Here is a 23,444-nt window from a genome sequence, read left to right on the forward strand (position 1 = left end):
CCACCATCAGTCCCCGCCATCAGTGCTTTTGGGAGACACGCATGTCCCAGCCCGCAACCGAGCCCGTGCACGACTTCGTCGCGGTCGGCCTAGGCCCGTACAACCTCGGCCTGGCCTGCCTCACCGCGCCGGTCGACGACCTCGACGGCGTCTTCCTGGAGAGCCGGGAGCAGTTCGACTGGCACCCCGGGATGCTGCTCGACTTCGCGACGCTGCAGACCCCGTTCATGGCCGACCTCGTCAGCCTCGCCGACCCGACCTCGCCCTTCTCCTTCCTCCAGTACCTCAAGGAAAAGGGACGCCTCTACCCGTTCTACATACGCGAGAACTTCTATCCGGTGCGCGCCGAGTACAACGACTACTGCCGGTGGGCCGCGGCCCAGTTGCCGTCCGTGCGGTTCGGCCACCAGGTGGAGCGGGTGGAGTTCGACGAGGCGGAGGGCGTCTACGTCGTCACCTCCGCACGGCCGGGCGGGGACCGGGTCCGGCACCGCGGCCGGCACCTGGTGCTCGGCACGGGAACGCCTCCCCACCTGCCGCCCGCCTGCCGTGACCTGCCGGGTGACGCCCTCCACAACTCCCGCTACCTGCAGCACAAGGAGAAGCTGCGGGCCAAGGAGTCGGTGACCGTGATCGGGTCCGGCCAGAGCGCCGCGGAGATCTTCTACGACCTGCTCGGCGACATCGACGCCTACGGCTACCGGCTCAACTGGGTGACCCGCTCGCCGCGCTTCTTCCCGCTCGAGTACACCAAGCTCACGCTCGAGATGACCTCTCCCGAATACGTGGACTACTTCCACGCGCTGCCCGAGGCGACCCGCTACCGCCTGGAGTCGGAGCAGAAAGGTCTCAGCAAGGGCATCGACGCCGAACTGATCAACAACATCTTCGACCTGCTCTACCAGAAGAGCGTGCACGGCCCGGTGCCCGCCCGGCTGTTCACCAACACCTCGCTGCGCACCGCCCGCCACGACGAGGCGGAGGACCGCTACGAACTCGGGCTGCACCACGACGAGCAGGACCGGGACTTCACCCTCCTCACGCACGGGCTGGTACTGGCCACCGGCTACGCCTACCGGCCGCCCGCCTTCCTCGACCCGGTCCGCGACCGGCTGCGGTGGGACGGCCGCGGACGTCTGGACGTCGCCCGCAACTACAGCGTCGACGTCACCGGCCGCGGCGTCTTCCTGCAGAACGGCGCCACCCACGCGCACAGCGTGACCTCACCCGACCTCGGCATGGGCCCCTACCGCAACAGCTGGATCATCCGCGAGATCACCGGTCGCGAGGTCTACCCGATCGAGAAGTCGATCGCCTTCCAGGAGTTCGGCGCACCCGAGGGCGTGGTGTCGTGACCCGTCCCGCGACCCCCGCGCTCTACTCCCGGCCCACCCCCCTCGGCACGATGTCGCTGCATCCGCTGGACCCGGCCCGGGAATCCGCCCTGCTGCACGCCTGGGTCACCGACCCCAAGGCCGCCTACTGGATGATGCAAGGTCTCAGCACCGCCGAGGTCGTCGACGCCTACGACGCGATCGTCCGGCACCCGCACCACGACGCCTTCCTCGGCGCCCTGGACGGCGACGCGTGCTTCCTGGTCGAACGCTACGACCCGGCGCGGGTGGAACTGGCCGGGCTGTACGCGGCACAGCCCGGGGACGTCGGCATGCACTTCCTGTGCGCCCCGGCCGGCACCCCCCGTCACGGCTTCACCCGCGCGGTCATCACCACCGTCATGGCCTTCCTCTTCGACGACCCGTCGGCGCGCCGCGTCGTCGTCGAGCCGGACATCCGCAACACCGCCGTCCACGCCCTCAACGCCTTCGTCGGGTTCGTCCCCGAAGGCCCGCTCGCCAAGCCCGAGAAGACCGCCCTGCTCAGCTTCTGCACCAGGGAACAGTTCACGGCCGCCACCGAAGGAGCCGACGCATGACCGCCGCCCCGCCCCACCGGGACACGACCACCGCCCTCGAGCAGGTGGGCCACCTGCGCCCCGAGCTGTGGGCGGCAGCCAACCGGGCGCTGGTCCGCAAGGCGCTCGCGGAGTTCGCCCACGAGCGGCTGCTGACACCGGAGCCCGCCGGCGACGGCCACTACACCGTGCGGTCCGACGACGGCGCCACGGAGTACCGCTTCGCCGCCCGGACGATGGCCCTGGACCACTGGCAGATCGACGCCGGCTCCCTCACCCGGCACCGCTCCGGAACCGAAGCACCGCTGGACGCCCTCGAACTCGTCCTCGAACTGCGCACCACGCTGGGGCTGAGCGACGAGGTACTCCCCGTCTACCTGGAGGAACTCGGCTCCACCCTCTCCTCGACCGCCTACAAGCTCTCCCGGCCGGCGCCCACCGCGGACGAACTGGTGCTCGCCGCCTTCCAGACCATCGAGGCGAACATGACCGAGGGGCACCCCGGCTTCGTCGCCAACAACGGCAGGATCGGCTTCGACATCGCGGAGTTCCACGCCTACGCCCCGGAGGCCGGAGCGCCCGTCCGCCTGATGTGGCTCGCCGCGCACCGCGACCGCGCCACCTTCACCAGCTGCGCCGACATCGACTACGACACCCTGATCGCGCAGGAGCTCGGCCCCGAGGAGCGGGCGCGTCTCGAAGGAGTGCTCACCGGCCTCGGCCTGGACCCCGCGGACTACCTGCTCTTCCCCACGCACCCCTGGCAGTGGACCAACAAACTCGCGATCACCTTCGCCGGGGAGATCGCCACCCGGCACCTGGTCCCGCTCGGCGAGAGCACGGACCTCTACCAGGCGCAGCAGTCCATCCGCACCTTCTTCAACACCAGCCGCCCGGACCGGCACTACGTGAAGACGGCCATGTCCGTCCTCAACATGGGCTTCATGCGCGGTCTCTCGGCCGCCTACATGGAGGCGACGCCCGCCATCAACGACTGGCTGGCCGGGCTGATCGCCTCCGATCCGGTGCTGCGCGGAACCGGGCTGACCATCATCCGCGAGCACGCCGCCATCGGGTACCGCAACCCCCGGTACGAGGCGGCCACGGACCGCTACTCGCCGTACCGCAAGATGCTGGCCGCACTGTGGCGGGAGAGCCCCGTGCCCTCGCTGGCGCCCGGTGAGCGGGTGTTCACCATGGCCGCGCTCCTGCACGCCGACCGCGACGGCGCGTCCTTCGCCGCGGCGCTGATCTCCCGCAGCGGCCTGCCCGCGCGGGAGTGGCTGCGCCGCTACCTCGACGCGTACCTCGTGCCGCTGCTGCACAGCTTCTACGCCCACGACCTCGCCTTCATGCCGCACGGGGAGAACGTCATCCTCGTCCTGGACGAGCAGGGCGCGGTGGCACGTGCGGTGTTCAAGGACATCGCCGAGGAGATCGTGGTCATGGACCCGGGGACGGACCTGCCGCCGGCCGTGCAACGGGTCCGCGCCGACGTCCCGGAGGACATGCGGCTGCTGTCCATCTTCACCGACGTCTTCGACGGCTTCCTGCGCTACCTGGCCGCGCTCCTGGACGAAGCCGGCACACTCTCCGAGGACGCCTTCTGGCAGACGGTCGCCGCGTGCGTCGCCGACTACCAGGACTCCGTGCCCCACCTCGCCGAGCGGTTCCGTCGGCACGACCCGTTCGCGAAGACCTTCGCGCTGTCCTGCCTCAACCGTCTCCAGCTGCGGAACAACCGTCAGATGGTCGACCTCGCCGATCCCTCCGCCGCGCTCCAGCTCGTCGGCGAACTGACCAACCCCATCGCCCGTTTCGCCCCGGCCCGGTGATGCGCGCCGACCGACGGGCCGTGGTCCTCGGCGTGGTCTGCCTGGTGCAGCTCGTCGTCGTCCTGGACAACTCGGTGCTGAACGTCGCCGTCCCCACGCTCTCCCGGGAACTCGACGCGGACATGGCGGCGATCCAGTGGGTGGTCAACGCCTACCCGCTGGCCCAGGCCGGGCTGCTCCTGGCCGCCGGCGCGGCCGCCGACCGCTACGGACGACGCCGGCTGCTGCTGACCGGGCTCGCCCTGTTCGGCGTCTGCTCCCTGGCGGCCGGACTGAGCCAGGACGTCGGACAGCTCGTCGCCGCCCGCGCCGGCATGGGGGCGGGCGGCGCCCTGATCACCTGCACCACCCTCGCGGTGGTCGCCCAGGTCTTCCCCGAGGAAGAACGCGTCCGGGCCATCGGCATCTGGGCGGCGGTCAACGGCCTCGGCTTCGCCGCCGGGCCGCCGCTCGGCGGACTGATCCTCTCCCACTTCTCGTGGGGCGCGATCTTCCTGATCAACGTGCCGGTGGCCCTGCTGGGCCTCGCCGCCGCCCGCTGGCTCATACCCGAGTCACGGCGGGCGGGGGCGGGCCGCCCGGACGTCGCCGGCGCGGTGCTGTCCGCCGTCGGCGTGGTGGCCCTGGTGCACGCGGTGACCTCCTGGCCGGAGCACGGCGCCGGTTCCCTCCCGGTGCTCACCGCCACCGCGACCGCCGCGGTCGCGCTGACCGCACTCGTGGTGTGGGAGCGGCGCTGCGCCGATCCCGTGCTGGCCCCCCAGCTCTTCCGCAACCCCCGCTTCACCGGCGCGGTCACCGGGGTCCTGCTGATCAGCTTCGGCAGCGCGGGGGCGTTGTTCCTGCTCGCCCAGCAACTCCAGTACGTGCGCGGCTTCACCGCCCTGGAGGCCGGGCTGTACATGGCGCCCTTCCCGTTGAGCGTCGTGGTGCTCAACATCCGCGGGGTGGCGCCGAGGATGATCGCCCGGCTGGGCGAGGTCCGTGCCGTCGCTCTCGGCATGGGCCTGCTGGCCGTCGGGTTCGCGGTGGCCGGGGTGCTCGACCGGGGCGGCTACCCGGTGCTGCTGGCCGGACTGCTGCTGATGGGGGTCGGCTGCGCCCTCGCCAATCCGGCCATCGTCGCGGCGGTGATGGGGTCGATCCCCGCGGACCGGGCGGGGTCGGGCGCGGCCGTCGACGGCACCATGGGCGAGGTCGGAGGCAGTCTGGGCGTGGCGGTTCTCGGCGCGGTCGTCAGCAGCCACCTCGCCGCGCGGGAGCCGGGGACGGTCGGTTCGGCGTCCCTGGCCGAGGTGCTGGAGGGCGCCGGTCCGGCAGCCGGACCGGCCGTGCTGGACGCCTTCGCGGCGGCGGCGCGCACCGGGCAGGCCCTGGGGGCGGCGGCGGTCATGGCGGGAGGACTGGTCACCGCGTACCTGCTGCACCGCGCCCGGAGCGGCAGGGGACGGGCAGGACCCGCGGAGGACGGGGTCGCGGTCGGCGCGGTGGGCCACCCGTGAGGAGGCGCCCGCCGAGGAGGTGAGCAGGCGGCGGGCCCTTCCGCGGCGGCTGCCGCGGACCGCGCGGTAGCCACTTTTTTGTGGGTACTTGGCGGCGAGCGGCAGCCGGGGGAACCTGGTGGAGCGCGGTCGAGGGGCCGTCCGGTCCAGGGGGAAACGGAGGAGGAACGATGTGTCAGGAGGCCGGACTCTCCTCCGCGGACAGCCCCGCGGCGAGCATGTCCAGCCGTCGGTGGCCCCAGTCCGACAGGGGCTCCAGGGCCTCGGCAAGGTCCCGGCCGAACTCCGTCAGGGAGTACACGGTCTTCAGCGGAAGGACGTCGTGCACCTCCCGGTGCACGAGGCCGTCGGCCTCCATATCGCGCAGCGCCTGAGTCAGCACCTTCTCGCTCAGGCCCGGCAGCAGTCTGCGTAGCTCGCCCGGTCGCCTCGGACCGGATTCGAGCGCCCAGAGCAGACCCGTCTTCCATTTGCCGTCGATCACCGCGATCGCGGCGGTCACCCCGCAGACGTTCGGGTCCTGTGCCCGGCTGCGCACCATCACCACCACCCCGTTTCTTCGATTCGCCGATTCTATGCAGGAGTTGAGCCATGTCCGCAGTCACCGAGCCCACCCCCCGGCCCACCCCTCCGCCCACCGTGACCGTGCTCGGTCTCGGCCCGATGGGCCGGGCCCTGGCGGGCGCCTTCCTGGACGCCGGGCTCACCACCACCGTCTGGAACCGCACACCGGGGCGGGACCAGGAGCTGACCGCACGGGGCGCGGTCGGCGTCCGATCGGCCGAGGAGGCGGTGGCCGCGAGCGACCTGACCGTCGTGTGCGTGGTCAACTACGACGCCGCGGACTCCGTGCTGCGGCGCCCCGAGGTCACCACCGCGCTCAAGGGCCGCACCGTCGTCAACCTGTCCGCCGACACCCCCGCCCGGGCCCGCGGGACCGCTGCCTGGGCGGCCGAGCACGGCGTCCGCTACCTGGACGGCGCGATCATGACACCCGCCCCCACCATCGGCACACCCCACGCGGTCCTCATCCACAGCGGCCCGCAGGAGCTCTACCGCGAGCACAAGCCCGTCCTCGACGCGCTCGGCGGCACCCACACCCACCTGGGCGAGGACATCGGCCGGGCGGCCGCGTACGACATCGCGCTGCTCGACATCTGGTGGACCGCGATGACCGGCTACATGCACGCGCTGGCCGTCGCCCGGGCGGAGGGCATCAGCGCGCAGGAGCTGGCCCCGTTCGCCCAGGGCATCGGCGCGATCCTGCCGCCCGCCTTCGCGGAGGCCGCGGTCGAGGTAGACAACGGCACGTACGCGGCCAAGGTCAACCCGCTCACCTCGGCGGCGTCGACGATGGCTCACATCGTCCACACCTCGGAGGCGCACGGCATCGACGCGAGCGTGATCCGTGCGGCGGAGGGCCTGGCCCGCCGCGCCATCGGACTCGGCCACGGCGGCGACGAGCTCACCCGGCTCGTGGACCTCATGGGGCGCCGCGACTGAGGTCCCCGCGGGCCCGGACGGCCACGTGGTGCCGGGAGTGGGGGAGGGGCGCGCCCGCCGGGCCGCCCCGGCCCCTACCCCGGCGTCCGACCGCGTGCCGCCTCCCTCGCCCGCAGGACGGCGGCGGTCCGGTCGCACCAGTCACGGTTGCCCTCCTCGAAGGCCAGACCGCGCAGGCAGGTCAGGTACGGCCCGACGCGGTCGCCGTCGCGCAGGAACTCCTCCTCCGTGCGGTCGCCGCGCATCCCGCGCAGCAGCTCGGTGAAGAGGCCGGCCTTGGCCCGGGCGGCGGCGGAGCGTTCCTCGAGCCGTGCGATCAGTGCCCCGGTGTCGACGTGGTCGGCCGCCTGGACCTTGACGAGCAGGTCGTCGCGGACGAACGAGGGCTTCGCGGCGGCGGCCGTGAACCGCTCCAGCTCCGCCAGACCCGCCTGCGTCACCCGGAACAGGCGCTTGTTGGGTCGGCTCTCCTGGACCACCTCGCGGCCCTCGACGAGCCCGTCCCCCTCCAGCCGGGACAGCTCCGCGTAGAGCTGCTGCGGCTGGGCGTGCCAGAAGTTCGCCACTCCCAGGTCGAACGCCTTGGCCAGCTGGTAGCCGCTGAGCTCCGCGTCGAGCAGTGCCGCCAGCACGGCGTGCCGTAGCGCCATCGCGTCGCCTTCCCCCTGCCTCTGTCGTCCGGCTCGCCGCCTCTGTCGTCCGGCTTCGGCCTATGGTAGTCATGAAACTGACTAGTCAATTTCATGACTACCGGTTTCGGGAGCTGACCGCCATGAGCACGAGCACCGCCGACCTCTTCCGCGCCGCCGTGGACCGCCGTGACCTCGCGGCGCTCCAGGACCTGTTCACGGAGGACATCCGCCTGTACAGCCCGGTGAAGTTCACCCCGTTCGAGGGCAGGCCCATGGTCATGGGCCTCTTCGGGGTCCTGCTGCGGATCTTCGAGGACTTCCGCTACGTCGGCGAGTTCAGCGGCACCTCGCAGACCAGCGGCGACGGCGGCACCGCCGACTCCGCGGTGCTGCTCTTCCGGGCCAAGGCCGGCGGAAAGGACATCCACGGCATCGACCTGCTGCACTTCGACGACGACGGCCGCATCAAGGAGTTCACCGTCATGGTCCGCCCTCAGTCGGCCGTGCACGCCCTCGGCGAGGCGGTCCTGGCCGGGCTGGCCGAGGACGGACTGGTGCCGGCGCCCACCGGGCGGTGACCGGGGGCTGCGGACGGGCACGAGGCCGTGCCCGTCCGCGTGCCCGCGGGCCGCCCGCCCCCGGCGGCCTCGACCAGCAGGTCACCCGCCTCGGCCCGGTAGTACAGCACCGACCGCCCCGCACGGCGGCGCCGCACCAGTCCCGCGTCCAGCAGCACTTTCAGGTGCCGCCCCACCGAGCCCAGCGCCATCCCGGTCGTCGCCGACACCTGGGAGGTGCTCATCGGCGCCGCCAGCAGCGTCAGGACCCGGGCACGCCCCGCGCCCAGCAGAGCGCGCAGCGCCTCGGGCGCGGGCCGCTCCTCCGCCCCCGTCAGCACGCCCGAACACGGGTACACCACGGCGTACCGGTGCGGCTCGTCCCAGCTCACCCAGCCGCGTCGCGAGGACACCGGCACGAACAGGAGCTGGGAGCCACGGATGTCACGCGGCGGATTGTCGTAGGCGTTGATCTGCAGCCGGCCCTCGCCCAGCCAGCGCGTCCGGGAGCGCAGTCCGTCCAGGGCCACCGCCCAGCCGCCGTCGCCGAGCTGCCGTGTACGGGCGACCACATCGGCCTCCAGCACCTGCCTCCGCCGCTCCCACCCCGGCAGGACCGTCTCCGTCCAGACCCACTCCAGCAGGTCCGCCGCCCGTGCGGGCACGTCGTCGCCGCACAGCTCGGGCGGAAGCCGGCCGCCGCCCAGCGCGAGCGTCAGGTCGGCGCGTGCCCTGGCGGGCGGGGTGCCGCGGACCCGCCGGAGTTCCTCGTCGATGCCCGGGACGCCCTCGCCCACCGGGGTCGGGATGAGGAAGTCGGCCAGCCAGCTGGACCGGAGCCCGGCCACCACCGCCGCGGCGACCGGGTCCCGGGCCAACCGCCCACGGTAGGCGGGCAGATGAGCTGCCAGCCACCCGCGCTGCCCCGGGTGGAAGGCCACCGCCTCGTCCAGGTCCATCAGTGCGGCGACCGTCTCGGCCAGCGGCGACAGAACGAACCGGCCGCGCGCCAAGGTGTCCGCGTCCAGCAGCCACAGACCCATGCTTTCGCCTCCCCGCGAAACATTAACGCCGCCACGGCGGCGCCTCGGACACTCCCGCCATGCGCACCTACCGGGACCTCTTCCGCACGCCCGAGTTCACGCCGTTCTTCACCGCCACCGCCCTCTCCGTGGCCGCCACCACCGTGGCGGGCCTCGCCCTCGGCACCCTCGTCCACTCCGCCACCGGATCCCCCCTGCTCTCCGCCCTCGCCATGTTCGGGCCGTCCCTGGCCCAACTCGTCGGCGCCGCGACCCTGCTGTCGGCCGCCGACCGTCTGCGCCCGCGGGCCGCCATGACCGGCCTCCCCCTGATCCTCGCCACGGCCACGGCCGTCCAGGCGATCCCCGCCGTCCCGATATGGGTGATCTTCGCGGTCCTGGCGGCCGAGGGGCTGATCGCCTCCGTGGGCGGCGGGGTCCGCTACGGCCTGCTCACCGAGATCCTCACCAAGGACGGCTACCTGCTGGGCCGTTCGGTGCTCAACATGGCCGTCGGCACCCTCCAGATCTGCGGCTACGCCCTCGGCGGCGTCCTCGTCGCCCTGCTCTCACCGCAGGGCGCCCTGCTCGTCGCCGCGCTCCTGTACGTCACCGCCGCGGCGGTCACCCGCCTCGGCCTCACCGACCGTCCACCCCGAGCGACCGGCCGCCCGTCCGCCGCGGCCACCTGGCGGGTCAACGCCCGCCTCTGGTCCTCCTCACCCCGCCGCCACGTCTACCTGGCGCTGTGTGTTCCGAACGGGCTCGTGGTGGGCTGCGAATCCCTGTTCGTCTCCTACGACCCCGAACACGCCGGACTGCTCTTCTCGTTCGCCGCCCTCGGCATGCTCGCCGGCGACACGATCGCCGGACGCTTCCTCCCGGCCCGGTGGCGGGAACGGCTCGGCGCACCCCTGCGGCTGCTGCTCGCCGCCCCCTACCTGTTCTTCTTCCTCGAACCCGGGCTCCCCGCCGCGCTGGCCGCGGTCACCCTGGCCTCCGTGGGCTTCTCGGCGAGCCTGCTGCTCCAGGAACGCCTGATGCGGCTCACCCCCGACGAACTGAGCGGCCAGGCCCTGGGGCTGCACTCCTCCGGCCTGCTCGCCCTCCAGGGCATCGGCGCCCTCCTCGCCGGAACCGTCGCCGAACTCACCACACCCGCCGTGGCGATGACCGCCATGGCCCTCGCCTCCGTCGCCGTCACCCTGGCTCTCGCCCCCGGCCTGCGAGGACGCCCACCGGCCGCCGTGGCGACCTGAGCCGGCCATCCCCGCGGCTGCCAACCGCCCGTTGGGGGACGGAACTTCGGAGGTTCGTGTCCATGAGGGCGGCACAAGCCTGGATCGGCGGGCCCGCGCGGGGATAGGCTGCGCGCCCGAGCGGATCGTGCAGCCGCCGTGACGACCAGCCGTTCGGGTGACCGCAGTAACCTCGGTGCACCGGAGGTCGGAGCATGAACCCAGCAGCCTCCCCACCCGGAACCCGGGGGACCGGCGCGTCTCCCGTCCGGATCGGCCTGCTCGTCCCCCTCACCCGGCCCGGCTGGGTGGAGGCGGGCCAACACCTCCTGGCCGGGGCCGAACTGGCCGCCCGCGAGGTGAACGACGGGGGCGGCATCGGCGGGCGGCCGCTCGAACTGATCGTCCGTGACACCGCGGCCGACCCCCGGCGGGCCGCGGCCGCCGTCGACGAACTCGACCGCCTCGGCGTGGCGGCGGTCGCGGGGGAGTACCACAGCGTCGTCGCCCAGGCGGTCGCCACCACGGCGGACGCCCTGGGCCTGCCGTTCCTCTGCTCCTCGGCGGTCCTCGACGACCTCACCGAGAAACCCACGGACCGGATCGCCCGCATTGCCCCGCCCCAGTCCCACGGCTGGCGGCTCTACGCGGACTTCCTGCTCTCCGCGGGGCACAGCCGCATCGCCCTCGCCGCCGAACCGAGCGTCTACTGGGCGGCGGGGGCCCGCATCCTCCGCGACCACGTCGCCCCACGCGGGGGCAGCGTCACCGAGTTCGACACGCGCGCCCTCACCCCCGCCGCCCTGTGCGCCCAACTCGCCGCCGACGGCGCCACGGTCCTGCTGCTCCTCGTCGGCCATCCGCGACCGGCGGTGCCCATCGTCGAGGCGGTCCGCGGCGACCCGCGCCTGGCCGGCCTCACCCTCGGAGCCCCCGCGGGCCAGCCCGAATTCGCCGAATGGGCGGCACTGCTGGGCCCCTCGGGCACCGGTGTCCCCTTCCTGCGCTACCTGCCCGAGCGGCTCGGACCGCTCGGCACACGCGTCGGCGCCGCCCTGCGGGAACAGCTCACCGCATCGCCGTCGTTCGTGGCCTTCGAGGGCTACGACACCGTGACCGTCCTCGCCCACGCACTGCGCACCCACGGCACGGACCGGACGGACCTCACCGCGTCCTGGCCGCACCTCGCCGTCGAGGGCACCCGGGGCACGATCCGGTTCTCCCGCCCACCGGGCAGCGACGTCTGGCAGTGGACCTGGCCCCCCGTCGCGATCGCCGACCGCGACCCGCGGCGCCCCGGCCACTTCCGGACGCGCTTCACCGGCTGACGCGCTGCCAGGCCGCCCGACAGCCCTGCCCGCCCGCCGTCGTCGTCCCGACTGTCGGTGCCAAGGGGCAGCATGGGACGGGTGACGGCGCGTCGGAGTCGGCACGGACCGACGCGTCGGGCGACGAGCGGAAGGAGGAGCCGTGCGCAGACCGGTCACGGGCGATGTGTTCGTCGCCTACGGACAGATCTACGTCCAGAGTGATCCGGACGACACGGACATGGACCTGGCCGAGGCGTTCGCCGGTCAGACGGCCGGCCTGTGCGGGGCCGCCGTGCCGGGCGCGCTCTGGCTCACCACCGGAACGCACACGGGCAAGGTCGGCTTCACCGTCGAGGTCCACGAGCAGCCGCCTCCACCACCGGACCCCGCCTGGGAGGACGTGGTCGAGGTGTCCTTCCGCCCCGTCTCGGACCGCACGCTTCTGGTGCAGTGGGCGGGCGAAGCCGCGTGGGACCTCGGCCTCGCCCGGGCCGACCACCGGGTCCGGTACTGCGCCCGCGGCATGGACCGGGGCAGCGGGCGCGACACCGGACCGGGCGCGGAGCCGGAGACGGAGCGCTACCTGCTGCAGTTCTGGCCCGCGCCACCGGGGCCGGACCGCGTCCTGCGCGCAACGTCCCGCCAGGCCGCCCACTGGCACCGGTACGCGCGCGACCTTCCCCCGCCGCCCACGCCGCAGGAGCGGGCCGAGCGTGAACTCCTGGCGCAACAGGCCGCCGAGCGCGCGGCGAAGGAGCGGCAGCTGGACCTGGAACGGTGGGAGTGGGGCGGACGTCCGCCCAGCGCGAGGCCGCGCACCGAGGGCGGCGCCGCCCGACCGCTGCTCCGCTTCGACAGCGACCTGGTGCACACCCTCGACACGCTGGAACCCGAGGCCCAGCGCGCGACGGCACTGCTGGCCGCCCGGCGGGCCTGCGAGACGGCGGACCTGACCGAGGTGCCCTGGGTCGGCGAGGCGCTCACCGCGCTGACGCGGGGACAACCGCTGCCACCACCGTTCCACGACCCGGACCGGCTGCGTCGGACGCTGACCTCCGACCCCCGAGTACCGCACCGCCCCGCGAGCCCGGCCGAGCCGCCCGAGTGGCCGCCGTACCGGCCGGCCACGGACGGGCACGGGGTGACGTGGATCCCCGCCGCGCGGCTGGGAGAGGCGAGGACGACCCGGCCCGGTCTCGGCCGCCGGCTGGGAGCCTTCGTGCCGAACGGGCCCGCCGCGTCGGCCGCACACGCCGCACACGCCGCACACGCCCTCAACGAACCCGTCGTGGTGGGGCCGGGCGCGGACGGTCCGAAGACCACCGGGCGCGTCTCGCAGCAGCACCTCGCCGTCCGTGCCGTGCTCGCCGCGGCGGACGCCGACCCGCTCCGGGCGGCGCTGGGCGCGGTGTGGCACGCCGTGCACGCCTACGGCGAGCACCACCCGGACCTGCTCGCGGAGATCCGGGCGGCGTGTGCCCGGCACCGGGGCGCGTGACCAGCCCCGGACGGCGACGGTTCGGCGCTCCCCGAACCGTCCCTGCGGCATCATGAAGCCATGCCGCCGCTCGCCGAGACCGCCGCCCTGTTCGCCGACCGCACCCGCGCTGCCTTCTGCCAGGCCCTGCTCGACGGCCGGGCCTGGACCGCCGGTGAGCTGGCACGGCACGCCGGCGTGCGGCCCTCCACCGCCAGCGAGCAGCTCTCCCGGCTCATCGCGGGCGGCGTCCTGGCCGAGGAACGCCAGGGCCGGCACCGCTACGTCCGGCTGGCCGGCCCGGAGGTCGCGGCGCTGATCGAGACCCTGGCCTCCTACGGCGCACAAGCCCCGCGCCCGCCGCGGAACCTGCGGGAATCGGTCAGGCGCAGCGCCGAGGCCCGTGCCCGCACCTGCTACGACCACCTCGCGGGAGCCCTGGGCGTCGCCCTCACGGACGCGATGATCGCCCGCGGCCTGGTGTCCGTCGACTCCGGGCTCGCCGTCACCACCGCGGGCCGCGCGTGGGCGGCCGAGGCCCTGCGCTTCGAGCAGCCCCCTGGGACCCGGCGCCCGCTGGTGCGGAGCTGCCTGGACTGGACCGAGCGCCGCCCCCACCTCGCGGGCACCCTGGGCGCGGCGCTGTGCACGACGTCGCTGGAGCGCCGGTGGGTCCGGCGGATCGGCAGCGGACGCGCGCTGGCAGTCACCCCCGAAGGCGCCGAGGCGTTCCATGAGCTGCTCGGGGCCGACGTTCCCCCGTCCCAGGACCGGCAGCAGGCGGCCTGAGCGGACGACCCACGGGCCCGGCCCCGGCGGCGGCGCGGACCACGACGGCGCCGCCCACGATGGCGCCGCCCGGGACCGTCACCCGTGCCGAACGGGCCGGAAGTACCGCTCGAGGGCCCAGGCGGCGACCCGGTGCCCGACCCGGTTGCCGGCGGTGTCGGCCGAGCGGGTGTGGATGCCGGCGAACACCCGGGCGTCGACGACGTCCCGGTCGTACTGCCCGGCGTGCTCGTAGTGCCGCGTCGAACCACCCCGCACGGAACGGATGGTGAGGTCGATCCGGTCGTGGCCCAGCAGCCCCGTGAGCACGCCGGTCAGCGCCCCGGCGGTGGCGGCGTGACCGCTCAGGTAGTCCGGGTGGGCCGGAGTGGGCAGCAGTGGCTCCCAGCCGGGGTCCGCCTCGGTGGCCGGATTGCCGTCCTCGTCGGCCAGGTGGACGGCGGTGACCGGACGCCAGGTGCCGTAGTGCAGCTTGGCGTCCCAGGCGGCGACGATCGCGTCGGCCTGGGCGGCGTGCACCGCCGCGTACAGGCGGGCCGTGTCGGCGATGTCCAGGCGGCGCCGTGCCGCGTGGTCGCCCAGCGCGCCGGGCACGTCCAGTTCGGTGAAGAACCGTGCCGTGTCCGTCTGCTCCGGGGTGCGGACGGTGCTCTCCCTGGCGCCGTAGACCTTCACCTCCGCGAAGTCACGGGCATAACGCTCCGAGGTGAGCGGGGGCGGCGGTCCGGGCCGGAACTGGGCGGGGGAGTGGAGCAGCAGAGGCCGCATCCGCCCGAGCCAGGCGTTGGAGAAGGGCGCGAAGGACGGCGGGGCCGGTCGCCAGACCCCCGGTGCGGGCGGCGCGTCGAACGACACGGGAGCGCCTCGCCCGTCCCGCTCCCGCAGCCCGGCGAAGTGATCCGCCGCGCGCCTGCCGAAGGCGACGCCCTCGGTCTCGGCCCGGCCGTCGGGGATCTCCTCCAGGGTGGCGGAGTAGGCCGCGTCCAGCTTCGACGCCGAGCCGGGGAAGTAGTGACGCAGCAGCCGGTGGGCGGCGCTCGCGGCGGCGGCCGCCGAGGACGCCCCGCGCGGCCCGTGCGCCCGCCACCGGTAGGGCGCGTACCGGCCCTCGATCCCGGTCACCGCGTTGTACACGGCCGTCGCGGCGTAGGCCTCCCAGAACATCCGGTCCGGCGGTGTGCCGTCCACCTCGGTCTCGATCGTCTCCGCCGCGACGCGCATCCACCGGGCCACCACGGCCGGGTCCCGGGCGGCCGGGGGCGCGCTCGTCTCCGCGGCCGCTGCCGCCGCCACCGGGAGGGTGGACGCGAGCACCGCCAGGCCGACGGCCAGTCGCATCAAGGGGGCGGACGACGCCCGCCGGGCTTTCCTGCGCATCGTGAGGCTCCTCGCACGAGTTCCCCCGGCAGAACTCTGCGCCCCGCCGCGCCCCGCGGCACCTCGGACGGCCCGGTCGGAGTACGCGGCGTCGGCGCCCGTGGTGTCCGCGCCGACGCCGGCTCCCGATCGCGGCTCCGCACCGCGCGGGCCGGACGGCCGCGGCCCTCGCCCGCGCGCCCCTGCCCTCATCCGCAGCCCATCGGTCGTCAACCGACCCGCACGAGCGCCGAGTTCGCGTCCTTCACCAGCGAGATCGTGCCGTCGTCCCCCGGCAGGGGCACGATCCGGTACCCCTCGTCGCGGTAGAGGCGGATGTTCCGCTCGCTGCGAGCGCCGGTGTGCAGCACGAACCGGAGGCACCCGGCCTCGGCACCGGCTTCGCCGATCCGCAGCAGCTCGCGCCCCAGTCCCCGACCCCGCAGGTCGGGCACCACCGCCAGGCGGCCCACGTGCCAGTCCGTCCCGTCACGACGGCTGCGCACCATGCCCAGCAGGCGGCCGTCCCGCCACAGGCCCGTGGTCCGCCACGTTCCCAGCCACTCCCGCACCTGGTCCAGCGACTCGTGCAGGGCCGGAATGTCCAGGAGGTCGTTGGCGAGGGCCTCCTCCACCCAGCAGCACCGCTGCAGGACCAGCACCTCGCCGGCGTCGTCCGGGGTCAGCGGCCGCAGGTACGAGCCCGGCAGCGGTCCCGCCGGGAGGCCGGGGCGCGCCCGCTCACGGAGGGGCCGCAGCGCGTGCGACACCCGGACCAGCTCGTCCAGCAGGCCCACGGCCGACGCGGCGAACGCGGGGTCGGGGCGCATCTGTCCGCCCTCCACCGCGTCGCGGATCCGCAGCGCGACGGTTGCGCCCAGCGGCACCAGACGCAGCGTGGTCACCACCTGCTTGGCGTGCTGCACCGAGCGCGTGCCCGCGGAGGTGTGCCCGTAGCTGACGAAGCCCATCGGCTTCCACGCCCACTCGCGCGTCAGGTAGTCGAGGGCGTTCTTGAACGGCGCCGGCATCCCGTAGTTGTACTCCGGCGTGACCACGACGAAGCCGTCCGCGCCGTCCACCAGCGCGCTCCACCGCCGGGTGTGCTCGTGGGCGTAGACGCCCGAGGACGGCTCCTCCTCCTCGTCGAGGAAGGGCAGGGCCAGCTCGCCGAGGGTGACCGGGACGAGTTCGACGTCGAGCTCACGCGCACGGGGCTCGAGGACCTCGGTCAGCCATCTGCCGACCACCGGGCCGAGGGCGCCGGGACGGGTGCTGCAGACCAGGACGAGGACACGGATCGTTTTCGTTGACATGGAAATGAAAGTACCGGAGTAGATTGGTTCCATGTCAACGAATACGGCGAACCAGTCGGCCCGGACCGTGAATTGGCTGAATCAGGACGAGGAACGGGCCTGGCGCGCCTACCGCCGCATGGTGATCGCCGTCCAGGCCGCGACCGCCCGTGACCTGGCGGCCGTCGGGCTCTCGGAGCCCGACTACGAAGTGCTCAGCACGCTGTCCGAACGCCCGGACCGCACCAGCACCCTGCGGGAACAGGCCGCCAAGATGCGGTGGTCGCGCAGTCGGCTCTCCCGCCACGCCACCCGCATGGAGGCACGCGGGCTCCTGCGGCGCGAACCCGACCCGGCGGACGGCAGGGGCTGCCTCCTCGTGCTCACCGACGACGGCATGGAGACTTTGGAGGCCGCCGCCCCCGCCCATCTCGACTCGGTACGGCGCCACTTCGTGGACCGGCTGACGCCCGAGGATCTCCGGGCCGTCGAGCGCATCGCGGCGAAGGTCCAGGAAACCGAGGAGTGACCCCTGGGGGCCGGGGCCGCCTGGCGGGACACCCGCCGGGCGGCCGTCACCCTCGGTGCGGCGGCCGGACCCTCCAGGTCCGCAGCAATGCCGCGGTGGCGTACACGTCCATCCCGTACGTCCGGACCTGCCTGAGCAGATCGGGCAGCGCCCCCCGTGGCGCCTCGACCGGCTCCCCGGCCTGCGCCATGTACTCCACGGCCGCCAGCGCGGCGAAGAACGAGTTGCGGGCGGGCAGCGGCTCCTCCCGGGCGATGGTCACCAGCAGCGCCGCGGCACGCCAGGCGTTGTCCGGCTCGTAACCGATCCGCGGCGTGTTGACCCGGTGCCGCTGGACGGCGGCGGCCAGGGCGGAGTAGTCGGCCACGTCCAGTTCGTGCGGCATGAGCAGAGCCTGGCGCTCGAGCAGCCACGCCAGGTCGACGAGGAGTTCCATCAGGCGGCGTCGGCCTCGCCGCCGCGGGCGCCGAGGTGCGGCTCCTCGTCCGGGAACGCCTCGGCGAACTCGTGCGCGTGCTGCCGCACCCATGCCGCGGCACGGGCCAGCGACGCGGGGTCCGACAGCCGCGGGTCGCGCAGCGCCGCCTCGGTCAGGATGGCCGTCACGGTGCTGCCCTCCCGGGCCGCCCGCTCCTGCAGCCGGGCGTGCACCTCGTCGGGGACGCGGATGGTCACGGACTTCGACATGGGACCAGCGTACAGCGAACGCTGTACGTGGCCGAGGCACTCATTTCCGGCCGGGATCCGCAGGCCGGGACCGGCGATGATTTCCGGCCACCCGACGGGTCTGTACTGGTGAACCGCCGGAGCGGGAGCCCGGCGACCGCTGCCCGGACACGGAACATGACGGCACGAACCCACGGAGGACACCATGACCAGCCCCGGCGAGCTCCCCGGCCGCCCACCCGTCGTCGACCTGGCCACCTGGCAGACCGCCCGCGACGAACTGCTGGTCCGCGAGAAGGCCCACACCCACGAAGGGGACGCCATCGCGGCGGCCCGCCGCCGGCTGCCCATGGTGGAGTTCGACGGCACCGTCGAGGTCGTCGGCCCCGACGGTCCGGTCCCCTTCCTCGACCTGTTCCAGGGGCGGGAGGAACTCGTCGTGTACAAGCACATGTGGTACGACGGCGCTCCGCCCCAGGGCCAGTGCGAGGGCTGCACCACCACCGCCTGGCACCTGAAGGACGCCGTGTACCTCAACGCCCGCGGCGTCTCGTTCGCCCTGGTGACCACGGGTCCGTGGGAGGAGATCGCCTCCTACGTCGCGTTCATGGGCTACACCCAGCCCTGGTACTCGGTGCGCGGCCTGGACGAGCCGGTCGGCGGCGGCATGGGGTACCTCACCTCCTACCTCCGCGACGGGGACCGCACCTTCCTGACGTACGCCACCACCGGCCGGGGCACCGAGCGGGCCAACGGTTCCATGGGCCTGCTCGACATGACGCCCTACGGGCGCGGCGAGGCGTGGGAGGACAACCCCGAGGGACGGCCCGACGGGAACGAGCCGTGCTGGTACTGGCGCACGGACGCGGACGGCAACGCGACCTGGGGCCCGACGAGCCGGCCGGTGCCGCAGTGGACCCGCCCCGGCGCGACCCCCGTGGACACCCTCGGCCGCCACGGCCCCTACCACTGATCGACTCCACCCCCGTCCCCGCACCGCACACCGGCGAACCGCGCGCCCTCTGCCTCGCGCCGCGCGACCCGCCGGCGGACCGCGCGCCCCCGCCGCGCGCAGCGCCGAGCCCCGCGCCCGGCCGCCACGCCCGGCCGCCGCGCCCGCGGCGCGGATCAGGATGACTCCCGCACCACCAGCTCCGTCGGCAGCGTCACGTGCCGCCGCTCGGCGTCCGCGTCGGCGATCTCCGCAAGCAGGATCCGCGCCATCGTCCGGCCGACCTCCTCCACCGGCTGACGCACCGTCGACAGCGGCGGATTGGTGTGCCGGGCCAGCACGGAGTCCTCGAAGCCGACGACCGCGACGTCGTCCGGCACCCGCCGCCCCAGCCCGCGCAACTCGGCCAGGGCGCCCACCGCCATCAGGTCGGACGCGGCGAAGACGGCGTCCAGATCCGGCGCGCGTTCGAGAAGTGAACGCATCGCCCGCCGACCGCCCTCCTCGGAGAAGTCCCCGGCCTCCACCAGCGACTCGTCCGCCCGCAGGCCCGCCCGCTCGTGCGCCAGGCGCCAGCCCGCGAGCCGGCCCACGCCCACGTCCATGTCCAGCGCGCCGGTGATCGTGGCCACCCGGCGCCGCCCCCGGTCCAGTAGATGGCCGACCGCCGCCGTGGCCCCGCCGACGTTGTCCGAGGTGACGTAGCTCAGCCGCTCGTCCTCGCCGCGGCGGCCGGCCAGCACCGTGGGCAGCCGCATCTCCTCCAGCATCGCCGCCACCCGCTCCTCGGTGCGCACCGACACCAGCAGCACCCCGTCCACGCGGCGGGTGGCGATCGAGGCGGTCAGCTGATCACGCTCCAACTGATCCCGCACCAGCACCAGTTGGAGCTGGGTTCCGGTCTCGGTGAGCGCCCCGCTGACGCCGCGGATCAGCGCCGCGAAGAACGGCTCGGAACCGAGCCGGCTCTCCGACTCGGGGATCACCAGGGCCACCGACTCGGTCCGGCTGGTCACCAGACCCCGGGCGACCGAGTTGGGGACGTAGTTGAGTTCCTCGATCGCCTTCAGGACCCGGGCCCGCGCCTCGGTGCTGACGAGCTCCGAGCCGTTGAGGACGCGGGAGACCGTGGTCCGCCCCACTCCGGCACGGGCGGCGACGGTCTTGATCGTGGGCGGGCGGCCCTCTGACATGCACTTCTCCCTCGGCGGCCGCGGCATCGGCCGCGAGCATGATCGCCGCAATTGTGGCAGACGCCCGGGGGCCCGAACGGCCACCGGTGCGAGCACGCTCCCATGAACCCGGAGCACGGTCCCGGCAACAAGTTGGTTTCACGATATTGACATGAGCGGTCGCACGTACGAGTGTTCCATCCGCCGGTGGGAACGTTCCCACCACGCGTTGGGAACGTTCCCACCCGGCGATTCAGACGCGTTCGCCCTGAACCGTCCCGCTTGCCGTGGCTCCTTACAGACCTCGTAACTCCGGTGCGTCAGCGCCGTCGCTTGGAGGAAGAAACATGACCCTTGTTCACAGGTCGTTGCGTACGAAAGCGGTCGCGCTGGTCGCGGCCGTCGGCGCCATGTCGCTCCTCGCCGGCTGCGGCGGCGGCGACGAGTCGGTCACCGGCGGCGGCAAGAAGGACGGCAAGGTCGTCATCACCATGGGCATGTACGGGGTGATGGGCTTCAAGGAGACCGGCCTCATCGAGCAGTACGAGAAGGAGAACCCCGACGTCGACATCCAGGCCGAGGTGGCCGGCGACGAGCAGACCTACTACACCGCGCTGCAGACCAAGCTGGCGGCCGGCAAGGGCCTGAAGGACATCCAGGGCATCGAGATCGGCCGCGCCAAGGAGATCGTCGACACGCAGGCCGACAAGTTCGCCGACTTCAAGGGGATGGCGGACACCGACCACTTCCTGCCCTGGAAGCAGGCGCAGATCACCACCAAGGACGGCAAGGTCCTCGGCCTCGGCACCGACATCGGCCCGATGGCCGTCTGCTACCGCAAGGACCACTTCGAGGCCGCCGGTCTGCCCACCGACCGCGAAGAGGTCGCCAAGCTGTGGGAGGGCGACTGGGGCAAGTTCGTGGAGGTCGGCAAGACCTTCAAGAAGAACCACAAGGGCGGCAAGGTCTCCTACATCGACGCCTCCAGCGGCCTGTTCAACGCCATGATCTACGGCCACTCGGAGCAGTTCTACAACGCCCAGGGCGAGCTGATCTACCAGGACAACCCGGCCGTCGAGGAGGCGTGGAACCTCGCCACCGACGCGGCGGAGTCCGGCCTGTCCGCCAAGCTGCCGCAGTTCCAGCCGGGTTGGGACCCGGGCCTGTCCAACGGCACCTTCGCCACCACCGTCTGTCCGGCCTGGATGCTCGGCCACATCGGTGAGAAGGCCGGCGACAAGCACAAGGGCAAGTGGGACGTCACCAAGGCCCCCAAGGGCGCCAACTGGGGCGGCTCCTTCCTCGGCGTGGTCGAGGCCAGCCCGGTGAAGGAGGAGGCCAAGAAGCTCGTCGCCTGGCTGACCGCCCCCGAGCAGCAGGCCCACATCTTCAAGCAGCAGGGCAGCGTGCCCTCCTCGCAGGTGGCCCTCGAGGACCCGGCCGTCAAGGACAGGACCTCGGAGTACTTCAGCGGCGCCCCGATCGGCCGGATCTTCGGTGAGGCCGCCCAGGAGATCCCGGACGAGCAGGTCCTGGGCCGCAAGGACGGCTCGATCAAGGACATCTTCTCCCAGGGCCTGGCCCTGGTCGAGGGGGGAACGCCGCGGGACGAGGCGTGGCAGACCACCTCGGAGCGCATCGAGAAGGCGGTCGGCTGACCGCAGCTCCTCCCGGCAGCCCGGGCCCGCCGGTGACGCACACCGGCGGGCCCGGACCCCGGCTCGTACCTCTGCTCTCAGGAAGGAAGTCCGGTGGCCACCTCCACCACCAAGGCTCAGATCGGCGAGGGACGCGAAGGCCCTGCCCCGAAGGCCGGCGACGGCGGCCGGCGCCGTCGCGGCGCGCTGCTGCACCGGCTGGACGTCAAGGGCGCGCCCTACGTTTTCGTGGCGCCGTTCTTCGTCGTGTTCGCCGCGTTCAGCTTCTACCCGCTCGTGTACACCTCGTGGATCTCCCTGCACCGGGTGGAACTGGCCACTCTGGACATCATGGAGTGGGTGGCGTTCGACAACTACGTCGCACTCTGGAGCGACACGCGGTTCTGGAACGCGCTCGGCAACACCATCACCATCGGCATCATCTCCACGGTGCCGCAGCTGCTGATGGCGCTCGGCCTCGCCCATCTGCTCAACTACCGGATGCGCGGCTCGCTGTTCTTCCGGGTCGCCTCGCTCGTGCCCTACGCCACCTCGGTCGGCGCCGCCGCCCTGGTGTTCACCATGATCTTCGAGCGTGACTTCGGCATGATCAACTGGGGTCTCGGACTGTTCGGCGTCGACCCGGTGAACTGGGAGGGCGACAAGTGGCCCGCCCAGCTCGCCATCTCCACGATCGTCATCTGGCGCTGGACCGGATACAACGCCCTGCTGTACCTGGCCGCCATGCAGGCCATCCCCGCCGAGCGCTACGAGGCCGCGGCCATCGACGGAGCCTCGCGCTGGAAGCAGTTCATCCACGTCACGGTGCCCGGCATCCGCTCCACCGTGGTCTTCACCATCGTGCTGTCCACCATCGGCGCCACCCAGCTCTTCGGTGAGCCGCTCATCTTCGGCCAGGGCCCCAACGGCATCTCCGGCGGCGTGGACAACCAGTACCAGACGCTGGGCCTGCTGCTGTACGAGGAGGGCTGGAAGAACTACCAGATGGGCCGCTCGGCCACCGTCGCCTGGGCGATGTTCCTCCTCCTCATCATCGTCTTCGCGGCCCAGGCACTGATCAAGCGCCTGCGGTCCCGCTCGTCCTGACCAGGAGAGACCTCCATGACCACAGAAAGCCTCCCGGTCCCGACGAAGACGCCGGCCCGGACCGCCGACCCGGCGAAGCCGCCCACCGGCCGCCTGTTCCTGCGCCAGGGCGCCGGCCGCCAGCACCACGCCGGCCCGCTCGCCTACATCCTCCTCGGGATCACGGCCCTCCTGTCGATCTTCCCGCTGTACTGGACGATGGTGGCGGCCTCCACCGACAACACCCGGGTGAGCGAGACGCCGCCCCCCTTCCTGCCGGGCCCGAACCTCTTCAGCAACCTCGCCCGCGCCTGGGACGAGGCGGCGATGGGCCAGGCCATGATCAACAGCCTCATCGTGGCCGGCGTCATCGCCATGTCCACGGTGATGTTCGCGACGCTGGCCGGCTTCGCCTTCGCCAAACTGCGCTTCAAGGGACGCAACATCCTGCTGATGCTGGTCATCGGCACCATGATGGTGCCGCCGCAGCTCGGCGTGGTCCCGCTGTTCATGATGATGGCCGAGCTGGGCTGGTCGCAGCGGCTGCCCGCCGTCATCTTCCCCACCCTGGTCAGCGCAGTCGGCGTCTTCTTCATGCGCCAGTACCTGTCCGAGGCGCTGCCCGACGAGCTCGTCGAGGCCGGCCGCGTCGACGGCGCGCACTCGCTGCGCATCTTCTGGAGCATCGTCCTGCCCATCGCGCGCCCCGCGATGGCGGTGCTCTTCATGATCACGTTCGTGCACGCCTGGAACGACTTCTTCTGGCCGTTCGTGGCGCTCGACATGACCAACCCCACGGTCCCCGTCGCGCTCACCCAGCTCAGCGCCGGCTACATCCGCGACCAGTCCCTCATCATGGCGGGCGCGCTGCTCGGCACGCTGCCCCTGCTGCTGATGTTCATCGTCTTCGGACGCCAGATCGTCAGCGGAGTCATGGCGGGCGCCGTCAAGGGCTGACGGAGAACGCACACCAG

The 23,444-nt window shown here is 72.9% G+C and carries 23 protein-coding genes; 15 read left to right on the top strand and 8 right to left on the bottom strand.

All coding sequences use genetic code 11. From position 1 onward, the window contains the following. The first annotated feature begins 41 nt into the window (after positions 1-41). Genes ACWD3O_RS25335 through ACWD3O_RS25350 form a run of 4 tightly spaced genes read left to right on the top strand, consistent with a single transcriptional unit; the run spans position 42 to position 5,249 of the window. Entirely contained in the window at positions 42-1,355 is a 1,314-nt protein-coding gene (locus ACWD3O_RS25335) for a lysine N(6)-hydroxylase/L-ornithine N(5)-oxygenase family protein (RefSeq protein ID WP_451417465.1), read from the top strand. Between the two features lie 50 nt (positions 1,356-1,405). Continuing rightward, positions 1,406-1,933 (top strand): GNAT family N-acetyltransferase, encoded by a 528-nt coding sequence (locus ACWD3O_RS25340; protein ID WP_451417509.1) that lies wholly within the window; start codon positions 1,406-1,408, stop codon positions 1,931-1,933. Further along, on the top strand, positions 1,930-3,747 hold the full coding sequence (locus ACWD3O_RS25345; RefSeq protein ID WP_451417466.1) for an IucA/IucC family protein: 1,818 nt from the start codon (positions 1,930-1,932) through the stop codon (positions 3,745-3,747). The genes ACWD3O_RS25340 and ACWD3O_RS25345 overlap by 4 nt, the downstream gene beginning before the upstream one ends. Next, positions 3,747-5,249 (top strand): MFS transporter, encoded by a 1,503-nt coding sequence (locus ACWD3O_RS25350; protein ID WP_451417467.1) that lies wholly within the window; start codon positions 3,747-3,749, stop codon positions 5,247-5,249. Before ACWD3O_RS25345 ends, ACWD3O_RS25350 begins: the two co-directional genes overlap by 1 nt. A 175-nt stretch (positions 5,250-5,424) precedes the next feature. On the opposite strand, the gene ACWD3O_RS25355 is transcribed toward ACWD3O_RS25350, so the two are convergent. After that, positions 5,425-5,790 (bottom strand): winged helix-turn-helix transcriptional regulator, encoded by a 366-nt coding sequence (locus tag ACWD3O_RS25355; protein WP_451412285.1) that lies wholly within the window; start codon positions 5,788-5,790, stop codon positions 5,425-5,427. A gap of 50 nt (positions 5,791-5,840) precedes the next feature. Here ACWD3O_RS25355 and ACWD3O_RS25360 point away from each other — a divergent pair, with 50 nt between their 5' ends. After that, positions 5,841-6,752, top strand: coding sequence for an NAD(P)-dependent oxidoreductase (locus tag ACWD3O_RS25360; RefSeq protein WP_451417468.1), 912 nt, complete (start codon positions 5,841-5,843; stop codon positions 6,750-6,752). Between the two features lie 74 nt (positions 6,753-6,826). Here ACWD3O_RS25360 and ACWD3O_RS25365 read toward each other — a convergent pair whose 3' ends face one another. Beyond that, positions 6,827-7,402 carry a PadR family transcriptional regulator gene (locus tag ACWD3O_RS25365; RefSeq protein WP_451412283.1) on the bottom strand — a complete coding sequence of 192 codons (576 nt, stop codon included), beginning with the start codon at positions 7,400-7,402 and terminating at the stop codon, positions 6,827-6,829. 122 nt (positions 7,403-7,524) lie between these two features. On the opposite strand from ACWD3O_RS25365, the gene ACWD3O_RS25370 reads away from it, so the two are divergent. Then, on the top strand, positions 7,525-7,962 hold the full coding sequence (locus ACWD3O_RS25370; protein WP_451417469.1) for a nuclear transport factor 2 family protein: 438 nt from the start codon (positions 7,525-7,527) through the stop codon (positions 7,960-7,962). Here ACWD3O_RS25370 and ACWD3O_RS25375 read toward each other — a convergent pair. Continuing rightward, entirely contained in the window at positions 7,878-8,984 is a 1,107-nt protein-coding gene (locus ACWD3O_RS25375) for an ArsR/SmtB family transcription factor (RefSeq protein ID WP_451417470.1), read from the bottom strand. The genes ACWD3O_RS25370 and ACWD3O_RS25375 overlap by 85 nt on opposite strands. A gap of 59 nt (positions 8,985-9,043) precedes the next feature. On the opposite strand from ACWD3O_RS25375, the gene ACWD3O_RS25380 reads away from it, so the two are divergent. From ACWD3O_RS25380 to ACWD3O_RS25395, 4 genes are all read left to right on the top strand, one after another. Continuing rightward, positions 9,044-10,222, top strand: coding sequence for an MFS transporter (locus tag ACWD3O_RS25380; protein WP_451417471.1), 1,179 nt, complete (start codon positions 9,044-9,046; stop codon positions 10,220-10,222). Positions 10,223-10,416: 194 nt separating this feature from the next. After that, positions 10,417-11,529, top strand: a complete 1,113-nt coding sequence (locus tag ACWD3O_RS25385; protein WP_451417472.1) for an ABC transporter substrate-binding protein — start codon at positions 10,417-10,419, stop codon at positions 11,527-11,529. 142 nt (positions 11,530-11,671) lie between these two features. After that, entirely contained in the window at positions 11,672-13,009 is a 1,338-nt protein-coding gene (locus ACWD3O_RS25390) for a hypothetical protein (protein ID WP_451417473.1), read from the top strand. 60 nt (positions 13,010-13,069) lie between these two features. After that, the gene (locus ACWD3O_RS25395) at positions 13,070-13,777 is read left to right on the top strand and encodes a helix-turn-helix domain-containing protein (RefSeq protein WP_451417474.1); all 708 of its coding nucleotides are present in this window, start codon (positions 13,070-13,072) and stop codon (positions 13,775-13,777) included. 78 nt (positions 13,778-13,855) lie between these two features. Here the strand turns inward: ACWD3O_RS25395 and ACWD3O_RS25400 are convergent, their stop codons facing one another. Beyond that, complete coding sequence (locus ACWD3O_RS25400) at positions 13,856-15,154, bottom strand: vanadium-dependent haloperoxidase (RefSeq protein ID WP_451417475.1); 1,299 nt, start codon at positions 15,152-15,154, stop codon at positions 13,856-13,858. A gap of 209 nt (positions 15,155-15,363) precedes the next feature. Further along, on the bottom strand, positions 15,364-16,449 hold the full coding sequence (locus ACWD3O_RS25405; RefSeq protein ID WP_451417476.1) for a GNAT family N-acetyltransferase: 1,086 nt from the start codon (positions 16,447-16,449) through the stop codon (positions 15,364-15,366). 31 nt (positions 16,450-16,480) lie between these two features. Between ACWD3O_RS25405 and ACWD3O_RS25410 the strand changes: the two genes are divergently transcribed. Then, positions 16,481-16,957, top strand: coding sequence for a MarR family winged helix-turn-helix transcriptional regulator (locus tag ACWD3O_RS25410; protein WP_451417477.1), 477 nt, complete (start codon positions 16,481-16,483; stop codon positions 16,955-16,957). 46 nt (positions 16,958-17,003) lie between these two features. Here ACWD3O_RS25410 and ACWD3O_RS25415 read toward each other — a convergent pair whose 3' ends face one another. Beyond that, on the bottom strand, positions 17,004-17,393 hold the full coding sequence (locus ACWD3O_RS25415; protein ID WP_451412273.1) for a toxin Doc: 390 nt from the start codon (positions 17,391-17,393) through the stop codon (positions 17,004-17,006). Beyond that, positions 17,393-17,644 carry a ribbon-helix-helix protein, CopG family gene (locus ACWD3O_RS25420; protein ID WP_451412272.1) on the bottom strand — a complete coding sequence of 84 codons (252 nt, stop codon included), beginning with the start codon at positions 17,642-17,644 and terminating at the stop codon, positions 17,393-17,395. The genes ACWD3O_RS25415 and ACWD3O_RS25420 overlap by 1 nt, the downstream gene beginning before the upstream one ends. A 184-nt stretch (positions 17,645-17,828) precedes the next feature. Here ACWD3O_RS25420 and ACWD3O_RS25425 point away from each other — a divergent pair, with 184 nt between their 5' ends. Next, entirely contained in the window at positions 17,829-18,596 is a 768-nt protein-coding gene (locus ACWD3O_RS25425; protein WP_451417478.1) for a DUF899 family protein, read from the top strand. 155 nt (positions 18,597-18,751) lie between these two features. On the opposite strand, the gene ACWD3O_RS25430 is transcribed toward ACWD3O_RS25425, so the two are convergent. Beyond that, the gene (locus ACWD3O_RS25430) at positions 18,752-19,768 is read right to left on the bottom strand and encodes a LacI family DNA-binding transcriptional regulator (protein ID WP_451412270.1); all 1,017 of its coding nucleotides are present in this window, start codon (positions 19,766-19,768) and stop codon (positions 18,752-18,754) included. Between the two features lie 326 nt (positions 19,769-20,094). Between ACWD3O_RS25430 and ACWD3O_RS25435 the strand changes: the two genes are divergently transcribed. The 3 genes from ACWD3O_RS25435 to ACWD3O_RS25445 all read left to right on the top strand — a co-directional run bounded on the left by ACWD3O_RS25435 (position 20,095) and on the right by ACWD3O_RS25445 (position 23,427). Then, on the top strand, positions 20,095-21,405 hold the full coding sequence (locus ACWD3O_RS25435) for an ABC transporter substrate-binding protein (RefSeq protein ID WP_451417479.1): 1,311 nt from the start codon (positions 20,095-20,097) through the stop codon (positions 21,403-21,405). Positions 21,406-21,498: 93 nt separating this feature from the next. Further along, complete coding sequence (locus ACWD3O_RS25440) at positions 21,499-22,491, top strand: carbohydrate ABC transporter permease (RefSeq protein WP_451417480.1); 993 nt, start codon at positions 21,499-21,501, stop codon at positions 22,489-22,491. A 15-nt stretch (positions 22,492-22,506) separates the two neighbouring features. Next, positions 22,507-23,427, top strand: coding sequence for a carbohydrate ABC transporter permease (locus tag ACWD3O_RS25445; RefSeq protein ID WP_451417481.1), 921 nt, complete (start codon positions 22,507-22,509; stop codon positions 23,425-23,427). Positions 23,428-23,444 lie beyond the last annotated feature (17 nt).

This window comes from Streptomyces sp. NPDC002640 (assembly GCF_053592575.1).